The organism is Armatimonas sp. (assembly GCF_031410135.1).
In the GTDB taxonomy this organism is placed as follows: Bacteria; Armatimonadota; Armatimonadia; order Armatimonadales; family Armatimonadaceae; genus Armatimonas.
The window spans coordinates 1-11,589 of record NZ_JANNYP010000923.1 but is presented as its reverse complement, the minus strand read 5'-3'; the positions used below and the strand labels follow the sequence as shown (position 1 = coordinate 11,589).

The following is an 11,589-nucleotide window of genomic DNA, read 5'->3' as shown; positions in this document are numbered from 1 at the left end:
GCGTAGGGGCCACCGACTTTGTCAACCCACGCCGGGATAAAGTCCTCCCCAAGGTTCTCGACCAGCCACGGGTGGGGGCCATTGGGGTGAATCAGTGTCTTGGCATTCTTGCCTGGCCCGGCGACAATCACCTCGCCGTTCAGGCTATGCAGCGGGATCAGCTCTGGCATGTTCTGCGTGATCTCGCGGGTGGTGTAGTAGACTTTCACCCTGGTGTTTTTCGCATGCGCCGCCTGGGTGAGTTTTTGGAGCGCCCCGAACGACGCGTCTGCGTAGGGGTAGTTGATGTAGGGCGAGAAGAACGTCGCCTGGTGCACATTGAGGACGTTGGGGCCGCGCTTGTCGTCCATCTCCGCGACGGCTTTCTCGTGCGGCTCGGGGGACTTGGAGCCGCCGAGATGAATATAGCGATCGTGCCACTGCGCCTCGGTGTTGAGGAGCTTGAAGGGCGTCAGATAGAAGTCCACGGTAAATTCGAGCATCTCGTCAGCCGCGAGGGTGCGTGGGCCGGAGAACGCTCGGATCGTCCCATTCTCGACATGCACCCCGCCGGTTCCCCAGCTCTCGGGCAGGTTGAGAGGCTGAAAGCCGTAGTAGATATTCACCAATGGCCTGCGGAAGTTCGCGCCCTTGAGGCGCAGCATCAGCCCCGCATTGACCTCGCCCAGCCAGAGCGCGTCCTGGTGCTTCTTCGTGTCCCACTTCCAGTCCCAGGTCTTGGGGGCCGCGCCGCCCTGCTTCCCGAGGCCCATCATAAGCTTCGCCCGCTCGGGCAAGATCGAGGTGAACAAGGCAATATCGCGCACCTCGGTCGTTTTGTCCGCGATAAGGCGCATCGTCAGCGAGCCCGAGCCGGTGTAGTCGAGCCGCCCGTTCACTTCCAGCGTAAGCCCTGGCGCGTGGCTTGTGGCCGACCAGGTTGCCTCTGTGTTGGTGCGGGCGAGCTTCCCACGCTTGCTGGCCCAGGCAACTTGCCCACTTGCCGTCTCCACCACAAAGCGCATCGGGGCGGCGAGGAGCGGCGTGAGCTTGCCGAGCTTGGTGTTGCTACCGTTAAAGGCACTCTCGATCTGTGAGGGTAAGCCGTCGCTGCCCAGTGTGAGCTGCCGCCCCAGTACTTTTACCTTCGCACCCGACACCTGCACTGGGAGAAACGGCTTGGTCACGGTCAGCTCCGCTCCCGCCGTGGAGTCCAGCCAGCGCAGGCGGGAGAGGTTCGCCGCCACGGAATCGCCGTGGTCATTGATGGCTTTTCCAGAAATCTGGAGAGTTACGTCAACTGGTACACGCTCCGCCCCGACGGTCACGGCCAGTGTCCCCACGCACTGCCCCCGCGCCGACTTGGGCACCTCCACCCCGACCCAGAGCACCTGGGTCTTCCCCGGCTTGAGCGTCAGCCGCTTTGTAAACGCCTTGCCCTGCGCATCCACGCCGCCTAGGCTCAGGCAGCGCACTGCACTCGCCGGAATCGCTCCTAGCGCACCGGGCACAAACCCCACCGCGCCGCCGCCTTCGCTCGCCACAAACGCGAGCTGAAAGACAAAGAACTCACCGGGGCGTGCGGTTCCGATAAACGTTGCATTGGGCGTGGTGGGTGGTGCATCCACTCGACGGATCGGGCGCTCGCGAGGGGCGGTGAAGACAAGGATTTGTGGCATGAAAGGTTTTCCGTTTAGAGGGAGTGAACCACGAGACGGGTCAAGTCGAGCGATTTCAGAAAGTCGGGGGTGAGAGCCTCCTCGATCAGCGCTTCACCATCCGCACCCGTGGTTGTACTTGCTACTACGCCTGTTTGGCAGGCGGGGCACCAAACCAGCGAGAAAGCCACCAGTGTGCCGGGCATTCGGCCTTTCTCCTCCGGTATTCGGTTTTCGGTCAGCAGCTCAGAGAAGGCTTTTGCATTGCCGTTGTCTAGCGCTTCCTGAAGCTCGTTGAGAATCCGCTGGGTTTTCTCAATTTCGTTCGGTAGAGCGCTGATGAGTCCGAGTGAGGCACGGTTTTGATAACGCTTGCAGGTGGGGCACAGGGGGACGTTTGCCACTGCCATTGGCACCGCGAAAGCACCTCCCATAAAGCCCACGACTTCCAGAAAACGAATGCCATACCCCCAGAGCTCCAGTGGCTTGCCAGCATCCTTGCCTGCAGAGAGGCCCATCATGGTGTAGTTCCGGGTCTGGAGGTCAAAAAGCTCCCAGAAACCCACGGGTGAGCCGTCTGCTGTATGGTGCAGGTTCAAGAGCTTGAAGACCAGAAACTCCCCGCCGAAGTAGGCTAATAGGTGGAGCGCTAGGATGGTCGGGAGCATCCAAGGACGAAGCTGAGTGCGGGTTAAGCGAATCGCCAGCAGGTAGCCCGATGCCGCGAGAAAACCGGTGATGATGGCCCCGACGGGGACAAGGTGCCAGAGATAGAAAGACATCGGATCGAAGTCACTACCGCTGATCAGTAATCGAATACCCACGGTGAGGATCGTTGTGATAAGGCCCCAGACAAAAATGATAACAACTCCCATAATGGTGCCTATTATAACCGTAATACGGAGAGTGGTACACTGGAGGAAGCCGCCTGCTGAGGGCCGCGCACGATTGCATGGACGGATTTCTTAATATTCACAAGCCCGCTGGGATGACGAGCCACGATGTGGTGAGCCGAGTGCGGCGGACGCTAAAGATAAAACGGGTGGGGCATGCGGGGACACTAGACCCCGACGCTACCGGGGTGCTGCTGGTGGCCGTGGGCCAGGCGACACGCTTACTACCTCACCTCTCACTGGAGCCCAAAGTTTATCTTGCCACGATTGGTTTTGGCACGGCCACCGACACGGAAGATGCCAGCGGAACCGTCACCGAGCAAGCCGACGCGTCTGGGCTAACAGAAGAGGCGCTCCGTAGCGTGCTTCCTCGCTTTGTTGGGGAGATACAGCAAGTCCCCCCGATGGTCTCCGCTCTCCACCACAACGGTCAGCGTCTCTATGACCTGGCGCGCCAAGGGATCACCGTCGAGCGTGAGGCTCGCACGATCACCATCCACGCCATCGAACTCTTGGCAAGTGCCATGATTCGTGTAACGTGTGGGGGAGGGACGTATATCCGTACGCTCTGCAAAGATATTGGAGCGGCACTGGAGCTGCCTGCCCACATGGCAACCCTGGCACGAGAAGCCGTCGGGCCGTACCACCTGGCAGATGCTATTGGACTGGACGAGATTACCGAAGAGAAGCTTCTCCCCATGCACCTAGCCCTCGGCTGGCCGACCGTCACCGTCAGCGACCACGATGCCGCTGAGCTAAAGCTAGGAAAAGTGATACCCTCCTCACCATCTGGGGAGGAGGGGAGCGAGTGTGCGGCGCTCTACAACGAGCGCCTGCTTGCACTGCTGCGCTGGGAGAGCGGGCACTGGCAGCCCTTCAAGGTATTTGCGGAATGACGGCACTGACCATCGGGGTTTTTGATGGGGTTCATCGTGGGCACCAGGCACTTCTGAAAACGGCAAAAGCCAGTGGCTTGCCTGTGCGGGCGCTGACCTTTGACCCACACCCGGCGGCACTGCTCTCGCCGGGGCGCACGCCCAAGCTACTTGGGACACTCGATGAGCGTGTGGCACGGCTCCAAGAGCACGGTGCGGACAGAGTTCAGGTGATTGCCTTTGACCATGCCTTTGCCGCCCTCACGCCCGATGCTTTTATCGAGAGTGTCTTAAAACCGCACCAGCCTGAGCTCATCGTTGTGGGCGAGGACTTTCGCTTTGGCTGTGAGCGGCGCGGCGATATCGCGGCGCTACAGGCAGCGGGTTTGAAAGTGGGTGTGGTGCCCGCTGTCTTTGTCGAGGGAGTTCCGGCACGCTCTACGGTGATCCGGCAGATGCTGGCGGGCGGGCAGGTGAGCGAGGCGACCCGCTTATTAGGCCGCCCTTACACGCTGACGGGTGAGATTGTGCACGGGCGCAAGCTAGGCCGTACGATTGGCTACCCGACTGCAAACCTCGCCGCTCACCCTGCGGTGCTGATCCCCGCTGCGGGAGTCTATGCAGGCCAGGCGACTCTTGCCGATGGCCGTATTTTCCGCGCCGCGATCTCCATCGGCACCAACCCGACCGTCACTGATAGTGGCCTCTTGACCGTCGAGGCATTTCTCATGGACGGCTTCGACGAAGAGATTTATGGACAAGCCCTCACACTCTCGTTTGTGCATTTTCTACGGGGTACCGTGAAGTTTGAGAGTTTAGAAGCGCTGCTGGTGCAAATGGCGGCGGATGTGGCCCGGATTCTGGCTCCCCCACGTGTGGGGGCGGGGGGGGCATGAACCGGGATTACTATCTTCAGATGCGACGTTTAGAAGACCGCCACTGGTGGTTTGTCGCGCGTCGTAACCTGATCTGCGCGGCCCTGAAGCGCTTCTGTACCACCGAAAATCCTCTCACACTGGACATGGGCTGCGGCACCGGTGGGACACTGGATCGCCTGCGTGAGTTTGCACAGCCGGTCGGGCTGGACTTGGAGCCGCTGGCACTCTCACTCTGCCGGGAGCGGGGGCATGGAAATCTCGTGCTGGCCTCCGCGACCGCACTGCCCTTTGCCGAAGGAACTTTCGATGCGGCGATTGCGCTGGACGTTCTAGAGCATATTCCCGACGACAAACTCGCGGCGCGTGAGCTGGCGCGGGCGCTTAAGCCGGGAGGTGTTGCCGTGGTGACCGTGCCGGCCTACCAGTCGCTTTGGAGTGGCCATGATGTCGCTCTGATGCACCAGCGGCGCTACCGAGCTGAGGAAGTCCGGCGTTTGCTAGAGGGCGCTGGGCTCCAAATCGTGCAGCTCTCCTACACCGTCTCCGCGCTTTTACCGGCGGTCTGGGTGGTGCGGAAGCTACAAAATGTACTCCAGAAAAAAGACACCGTGCCCCACGCCGATGCCCGGCCCACGCCGGAGCCTTTCAATGGAATCCTGCGATGCCTCTTGGACGCCGAGGCGAAGCTGGCACTGCGGGTAAGCCTGCCCTTCGGCCTGACCATCTTCGCCGTCGCCCGAAAACCCGACTAGGCGGCGGCTTGGATTGCCTCATTGAGCTCAGTATCGGCGCTCTGGACAGAGAAAACCGTGACATAGATATCGTGCAGGCTGGCGGGCTCGGCGAGGATCTCAGTGAGGCGCAGGCGCTGCTTGGCGAAGTTGAGGACATCGTTGCGTGGGACGGCAGCACTGACCAGCATGCGAATATCACCGCTCGCCGTGCGCTCCACAGAGCGAATCGCGGGGTGGTCTTTGAAGGGCTTGAGATCCACCGCCATCGGGTCCACGACACGTAGCCGAACACTGAGGCCCACTTGCGAGCGCTGGCGCAGGGTCGGAAGCGTGCCATCTGCGACGAGCCTGCCCTGGTGCATGATCAGAATCCGATCCGCAATGCGCTCTAAAAGATGCATGTGGTGATCGCTGATAAGAATGGTCATCCCAGTCTCTTGGAGCTCACGGATCAGCCCAATAAACCACTCCTGGTTCACCGGATCAAGGCCATTGAACGGCTCATCAAGGTAGACGATGCTCGGGCCGTGGAGCACGGACTCGGCGAACTGAATCTTCTGCTGGTTGCCTTTTGAGAAGCTGGCGAGCGGCATGTTCGGACGGCTCGTGGCTCCCAGGCGGTCCAGCCAGTACTGGGTTGCCTCAGCAGCCTCACCGCCGGAGAGTCCTTTACGGGTGGCGGCATGGTAGAGCAAGCGCTCCACGGCAAGGCTCATGTAGTAGCTACTGTCGCCGGGGAAAAATCCGATCTGAGAAGGATCGGGCTCCTCAGTCTCACCCTCATCCAGGTAGTAGAGAACTCTCCCCATATCGGGCTTCTCCCGCTGGGCGATAATGGCTCCGAGCGTGGTCTTACCGGCACCATTAGGGCCAACCAGTGCCAGAACCTCACCGCGACGTGCTTGAAAGCTCACTCCCTTAAGAGCATGAGTGGGTTCGTAAAGCCGATGAATATTCTGAATATCCAGTACGATATCGTTGTCTGGCGCCGCTGTATCCGGCATCTGCTAGCCTCCTGAAACGGGGGTGTCGAAAGACACCTGGTAGAAGTATCGGCAGGCAAGCCGTATCCCTGAAGCCCTGGAAAGAGATTCGAAGGCGAGAAAGTGTTGCAACTTTGTTAATACATAAAGTGTCAAAATGACACAAAATAGAATTGAGGTAAGATAACATTATGTTGCCGTTTTTCAATCCGTACCGCCACGGCTTTGTCCGGGCGGCGGTCTGTATCCCGCTGGTGCGCGTCGCTGATCCGGTCTACAATGCCGAGCACACGATTGCGCTGGCCGCCCGTGCCGCGCAGCAGCATGCCGCTGTGGCGCTTTTCCCGGAGCTGGGGCTCTCTGCGTACTCGTGCGACGATCTGTTCCACCAAACCGCACTCCTGGATGCCACCGAGAAAGCTCTTGCGCGTGTGATCGCGGCGAGCGCGGCGTGGGAGACAGTGCTGCTCGTCGGGCTACCGCTGCGGGTCGAGAGTCGCCTGCTCAATGTCTGTGCCGTGGTGCAAAAAGGGAAACTTCTGGGGCTGGTTCCCAAGACCTACCTGCCGAGCTACCGGGAGTTCTACGAGAAGCGCCAGTTCGCCTCGGGCCGCGATGTTGTCGCAAAAGAAGTCGTGCTTTTCGGGAGCACCGTGCCGCTGGGCTCCGATTTGGTCTTCTCTTGCACCAATCTGCCTGATTTTGCGCTGCATGTGGAGATCTGCGAGGATGTCTGGACGCCGCTGCCGCCCTCGACCTTTGGGGCGCTGGCCGGAGCGACAATTCTGGCGAATCTCTCGGCGAGCAATATCACGGTGGGAAAAGCGGAGTACCGAAAAGCGCTTGCCGCAGGGCAGTCGGCACGCTGTCTGTCTGCCTATCTCTACTCGGCGGCGGGGCCGGGGGAGAGCACGAATGACTTAGCCTGGGATGGTCACGCGCTGATCTACGAAAACGGGGAGAAGCTGGCCGAGTCCGAGCGCTTCTCGGAGGACGAGGACCTGATTCTCGCCGATATTGATTTAGAGCGCCTGACACAAGAGCGGATGCGCCAGACCAGCTTCGCCGACTCGGTGCACGACCAGCAAGGGAAGCTGGCCTCGATGCGCAAGATTCACTTCTCGTTTGAGCCGCCCGTCGCCGAGACAAAACTTATTCGCCACATTGAGCGCTTCCCATTCGTCCCCGATGACGCTGCCGTGCGCGATGCCCACTGCTACGAAGCCTACAACATTCAGGTGCACGGCCTGCACAAGCGTCTCCAGAGTGCCAAGATAGAAAAAATCGTGATTGGCGTGAGCGGCGGCCTAGACTCCACGCACGCGCTGATCGTCGCCTGCAACACCATGGACAAGCTGGGCCTGCCGCGCACCAATATCCTGGCCTATACCATGCCCGGCTTCGCCACCAGCGACCACACGAAATCCAACGCCCATGCCCTGATGGCCGCGCTGGGAGTTACGGCCACGGAGCTGGACATTCGCCCCTCATGCTTGCAGATGCTCAAAGACCTGGGCCACCCGTTTCATGGCGGCGAGCCGGTCTACGACATTACGTTTGAGAACGTCCAAGCGGGCGAGCGCACCAGCCATCTCTTCCGCCTTGCTAACTTTCACAACGGCATCGTGCTAGGAACCGGCGATCTCTCCGAGCTGGCGCTGGGCTGGTGTACCTATGGTGTGGGGGATCACATGAGCCACTACAATGTCAATGCCTCAGTGCCCAAGACCCTGATCCAGTATCTCATTCGCTGGGTAGCCGTGAAGAGCCTCTTTGGCGAGGAGGCCAGCCGGATTCTCATCAGCATCGCCGACACCGAGATCTCCCCCGAGCTGATCCCCGGTGGCGAGGGCAGCGACAAGCCCGCGCAGAAAACCGAGGAGAAGATCGGGCCCTACGCGCTCCAAGACTTCAATCTCTACTACATCACACGCTTCGGCTTCACCCCGAGTAAAGTCGCCTATCTCTCCGCCTCGGTCGGGGACGCCTACGACCTGCCGACCATTAAAAAGTGGCTCGAAGTCTTTCTGTGGCGCTTCTTCAAGACCAGTCAGTTCAAGCGCACATGCGTCCCCAACGGCCCCAAAGTCGGCAGCGGCGGCAGCCTCTCCCCAAGAGGCGACTGGCGCGCCCCCTCGGACTCGGAAGCGACACTCTGGCTGGAAGAATTGCGGGCGAATGTGCCCTGACAAGGAACATGGACGGTAAACGTCCGGCAATGGGGCGTTCCGCCGCCTCGCTTCGCTCGGAAATATCTACCGACGAGGAACGAGGAGGCGGCCGAAGGCCCTATAGCCACACGTTTACCGTGCAGGCTAACCGGATGATTTCCATCGTGGATACAAAAAAATGACTCAAGACGTTTTATGGAAGAGTGGCCAGGGCGGCTACAAGTCCTACCGGATTCCGACGCTGGTGGTGACAAAGCGTGGGACGGTGCTGGCGTTCTGTGAGGGGCGGCGTTCTGGGGCGGGCGATAGTGGCACCATTGAGATTCTCCTGCGCCGCTCCACCGACAACGGCGCGAGCTGGAGTGAGCAGCAGGTGGTCTGGGCCGATGCAGGCAACACGTGTGGGAACCCTGCGCCGGTGGTGGACACACAGACCGGGACGATCTGGCTCCTGCTGACCTGGAACCGGGGCGACGATAAAGAGCCGCAGATTATCGCTCAGGCGAGTAAAGACACGCGCCGCGTTTTTGTCACCTCATCCGTGGACGAGGGACTGACCTGGGCGCCCCCCAAAGAGATCACGGTGGATGTCAAGCTCCCCGAGTGGACGTGGTACGCCACGGGGCCGGGGGCGGGGATTCAGCTCGGAAAAACGGGGCGCTTGGTGATTCCCTGCGACCATATCGAGGCCAAGACCAAGCGCTATTTCTCGCACGTGATCTACAGCGACGACCATGGGGTGAGCTGGAAGCTCGGCGGAACCACGCCGCGCGATCAGGTGAACGAGTGCGAGGTGGTCGAGCGCACCGACGGCAGCCTCCTACTCAACATGCGCAGCTACGACCCCAGCTCACGGACGCGGCAAGTGGCAGTGAGTAGAGATGGAGGACTTTCTTGGAGCGAGCAGCGACCCGATTTTTCCCTTATCGAGCCCATCTGCCAGGCCAGTATCCGCCGTGCCGACAAGAAGACGATTCTCTTCTCCAACCCCGCCAGTCGCGAGGGGCGTAGAAACCTGACCGTGCGTGCCAGCCGCGACGATGGCAAGACCTGGGAGCGGCGGCTGACGCTACATAGCGGCCCAAGCGCGTACTCGGACCTGGCGGTGCTGAAGCGCACTGCCCTGGCCTGCCTCTACGAGTGCGGCGAAAAAGGCGCGTACGAGACTATCACGCTCGCTCGGTTTGCCCTCAAAGACCTCACCCGCACCCCGACGCTCTTTCTGGCAGGCGACTCCACTATGGCCGAGAAGCTCCCTGAGAAACGCCCCGAGACCGGCTGGGGCGAGGCGCTGCGCTTGCTGTTGGACGAGAGCAAGCTTCGCATCGAGAACCACGCGGTCAATGGCCGCAGCACCAAGTCTTTTCTTGCCGAGAAGCGCTGGGACGCGCTGCTGGCTCGGGTGCAGAAAGGTGACGGGGTTCTAATTCAGTTCGGCCACAACGATCAATCGAAGGGTAAAGGCGAGCGCTACACCCCACCTGAGGACTACAAAGCCAACCTTACTCGCTTTGTGACCGAGGTTCGCCAGCGCGGCGGCAATCCCGTGCTGCTCACCCCCGTCATGCGCCGCCGCTTCGATGCCGAGCGCAAGTTCTACGACTCTCACGGAGCCTACCCCGACTTGGTACGCGAGGTCGCTAATGCCACCAAAACGCCTCTGATAGATCATCACCGGCTGAGCGAAAAGCCGCTGAAAGAGCTTGGTGCCGAGCCGTCGCGCAAGCTTTTCTTGCAGCTCAAGCCCGGCGAGAACCCCAACTATCCCAAAGGCGTCGAGGACAATACGCACTTCAATGCGGAAGGTGCAAAAGTCATGGCGGGACTGGTCTTTGAGGCAATGCGTGAGGCAAAGCTCGTATGAGCCTGGTCTACTTTGGGACGATGGGCTGGAGTTACCCGGACTGGCGCGGGCCGTTCTATGCTCTCGGAACGCCCGACACGCGCCTGCTGGCCGAGTACGCGACGGTCTTTGATGCCATTGAGCTGGACACTACTTTCTACGCGCCGCCTAAGGAGACCACACTGGCGCAGTGGGATCGGCAGACCCCGGCGGGCTTTAAGTTCTCCGCCAAAATCCCCAAACTCGTCACTCACGAGCGGCGCTTGGTCGGCCCCGCGTCGGTGAAAGAGGCGCGGGACTTTGCCACGCTCATGCAGGACAATCTTGGCCAAAAGCTCGGACGGCTCGTGCTTCAGCTCCCGCCCGACTTTGGCCCCGGTGAGGCACGCAACCTCCTCACCTTCGCCGATGGACTGGCAGAGTATGCCTTTCCTTTGACAGTCGAGTTACGGGAGAGTGGCTGGCAGCAGAGCGAGATCGCTTCCCTGCTTGCCGAGCGCGGCATGCAGCTTGCCACCACGGATCGCGTCGCCGTGCCTGGAGCACCGCTGACCTACCTCCGACTCTTGGGTGAAGAGAACAGCGTCGAGCACTTCGATCAGCGCGTGTTACTCAAAGACACCGAGCTAGATCACTGGGCCGAGCAGCTCAGAGCCGCCTCAGGAGTGGTCTTTGTCCATGTCCGCAACTACTATGAAGGCCACGCCCCCGCCACGCTTTTCGAGCTGCGAAAGCACCTCGGACTTGCCCTTCCCACTCCGCCCGGCCAGCAGCAGATGAGCTTGTTCTAGGGGTATTGGCCATCTCCCTGCGCCTTAGAGCGCTGTCCCTCTTCCCCTTTTGCTCCTTCGTCGCGGGAAGAGGGACAATTCCGAAAGTCCCTCTTCCTAGCGAGGGACGAGCGATCCAGGGAAGAGGGAAGCCGTCTTAGCGGCAGGGAGATGGCCCGAAGCGGCGACAGGCAGATTCCTACCCCAGCTCGGCGCGGGTAACAACGCCCTGATAGACATTGCCCGCCACGACAGGCAGTGCCAGAACACCCTTACGCTCCAGCACGGCGCGAGCGTCGGCGATAGTGGTTTCGGGGCGGAGCGGGCGGGTAGGGCGCACGTAGGGGCCGACTTGTAGCGTCGCAAGGTCTACATCCGTGGGAATCAGCGACGACTCCAGCATCACGGCGTTGAGAATGCCCATGTACATCTCATCGCCCACCAGCACCACGGTCTGGAGCGGGTCGGCTTTTAGCAGCGCAATGGCCTCGGCGAGGCTGCTCTGGGGATCAACAACGGGAACGGTATGAAGGGTGACATCAGCAAGTGTGGTCATGAAACAACTTTCGGCTTTTCCCTGCAATTTTCCTGCAAAGCGTAACCAAAAGCCACCACTTGCGTCTTACATCCCATGAGTAAAGTAAAACGTGGTCTCAAGGTGGGCTGTGGCACTACCCTCGCCGTTCTTGTCGGGCTCGGTGGTGTTCTCTGGATTCGGGGCAACGCCGCCCCTGAGTACAAAATCCCCGAGTGGAAGCTGCCCTCGCCCAACGCCTACGACACGCTTGAAGAAGCTAAAAAAGTG

General features: G+C 60.6%; 10 protein-coding genes. 6 read left to right on the top strand and 4 right to left on the bottom strand.

All coding sequences use genetic code 11. The features are described 5' to 3' along the window. The coding region (locus tag RMO15_RS32990) for a glycoside hydrolase domain-containing protein (protein WP_309723559.1) at positions 1-1,658 on the bottom strand (1,658 nt) is incomplete at its 3' end. Between the two features lie 14 nt (positions 1,659-1,672). Next, on the bottom strand, positions 1,673-2,512 hold the full coding sequence (locus tag RMO15_RS32985; RefSeq protein WP_309723556.1) for a hypothetical protein: 840 nt from the start codon (positions 2,510-2,512) through the stop codon (positions 1,673-1,675). Positions 2,513-2,589: 77 nt separating this feature from the next. Between RMO15_RS32985 and truB the strand changes: the two genes are divergently transcribed. From truB to RMO15_RS32970, 3 genes are read left to right on the top strand one after another with little or no spacing between them, the layout of a single operon-like run. Next, positions 2,590-3,426: a tRNA pseudouridine(55) synthase TruB gene (gene truB / locus RMO15_RS32980; protein ID WP_309723553.1), complete on the top strand. Its 837-nt coding sequence runs from the start codon at positions 2,590-2,592 to the stop codon at positions 3,424-3,426. Then, positions 3,423-4,301 (top strand): riboflavin biosynthesis protein RibF, encoded by an 879-nt coding sequence (gene ribF / locus RMO15_RS32975; RefSeq protein ID WP_309723550.1) that lies wholly within the window; start codon positions 3,423-3,425, stop codon positions 4,299-4,301. Before truB ends, ribF begins: the two co-directional genes overlap by 4 nt. 20 nt (positions 4,302-4,321) lie before the next feature. After that, a complete protein-coding gene (locus RMO15_RS32970; RefSeq protein WP_309723547.1) occupies positions 4,322-5,035 on the top strand; it encodes a class I SAM-dependent methyltransferase in 714 nt (237 codons plus the stop codon). On the opposite strand, the gene RMO15_RS32965 is transcribed toward RMO15_RS32970, so the two are convergent. After that, positions 5,032-6,021 carry an ATP-binding cassette domain-containing protein gene (locus tag RMO15_RS32965; RefSeq protein ID WP_309723544.1) on the bottom strand — a complete coding sequence of 330 codons (990 nt, stop codon included), beginning with the start codon at positions 6,019-6,021 and terminating at the stop codon, positions 5,032-5,034. The two genes, RMO15_RS32970 and RMO15_RS32965, sit on opposite strands and share 4 nt — an antisense overlap. Before the next feature lie 170 nt (positions 6,022-6,191). Here RMO15_RS32965 and RMO15_RS32960 point away from each other — a divergent pair, with 170 nt between their 5' ends. The 3 genes from RMO15_RS32960 to RMO15_RS32950 all read left to right on the top strand — a co-directional run bounded on the left by RMO15_RS32960 (position 6,192) and on the right by RMO15_RS32950 (position 10,805). Further along, the gene (locus tag RMO15_RS32960; protein WP_309723541.1) at positions 6,192-8,189 is read left to right on the top strand and encodes an NAD(+) synthase; all 1,998 of its coding nucleotides are present in this window, start codon (positions 6,192-6,194) and stop codon (positions 8,187-8,189) included. A gap of 160 nt (positions 8,190-8,349) precedes the next feature. Then, positions 8,350-10,035 carry an exo-alpha-sialidase gene (locus RMO15_RS32955; protein WP_309723538.1) on the top strand — a complete coding sequence of 562 codons (1,686 nt, stop codon included), beginning with the start codon at positions 8,350-8,352 and terminating at the stop codon, positions 10,033-10,035. After that, positions 10,032-10,805: a DUF72 domain-containing protein gene (locus RMO15_RS32950; RefSeq protein WP_309723535.1), complete on the top strand. Its 774-nt coding sequence runs from the start codon at positions 10,032-10,034 to the stop codon at positions 10,803-10,805. The genes RMO15_RS32955 and RMO15_RS32950 overlap by 4 nt, the downstream gene beginning before the upstream one ends. Positions 10,806-10,983: 178 nt before the next feature. Here RMO15_RS32950 and RMO15_RS32945 read toward each other — a convergent pair whose 3' ends face one another. After that, positions 10,984-11,340 carry a CBS domain-containing protein gene (locus tag RMO15_RS32945; protein WP_309723532.1) on the bottom strand — a complete coding sequence of 119 codons (357 nt, stop codon included), beginning with the start codon at positions 11,338-11,340 and terminating at the stop codon, positions 10,984-10,986. Between the last annotated feature and the right edge of the window lie 249 nt (positions 11,341-11,589).

Coding starts and splice junctions, on each gene's coding strand:
- ribF (WP_309723550.1), top strand. CDS start 3,423: ATGACGGCACTGACCATCGGGGTTTTTGATGGGGTTCATCGTGGGCAC.
- RMO15_RS32945 (WP_309723532.1), bottom strand. CDS start 11,340: ATGACCACACTTGCTGATGTCACCCTTCATACCGTTCCCGTTGTTGAT.
- truB (WP_309723553.1), top strand. CDS start 2,590: ATGGACGGATTTCTTAATATTCACAAGCCCGCTGGGATGACGAGCCAC.
- RMO15_RS32985 (WP_309723556.1), bottom strand. CDS start 2,512: ATGGGAGTTGTTATCATTTTTGTCTGGGGCCTTATCACAACGATCCTC.
- RMO15_RS32960 (WP_309723541.1), top strand. CDS start 6,192: ATGTTGCCGTTTTTCAATCCGTACCGCCACGGCTTTGTCCGGGCGGCG.
- RMO15_RS32955 (WP_309723538.1), top strand. CDS start 8,350: ATGACTCAAGACGTTTTATGGAAGAGTGGCCAGGGCGGCTACAAGTCC.
- RMO15_RS32965 (WP_309723544.1), bottom strand. CDS start 6,021: ATGCCGGATACAGCGGCGCCAGACAACGATATCGTACTGGATATTCAG.
- RMO15_RS32950 (WP_309723535.1), top strand. CDS start 10,032: ATGAGCCTGGTCTACTTTGGGACGATGGGCTGGAGTTACCCGGACTGG.
- RMO15_RS32970 (WP_309723547.1), top strand. CDS start 4,322: ATGCGACGTTTAGAAGACCGCCACTGGTGGTTTGTCGCGCGTCGTAAC.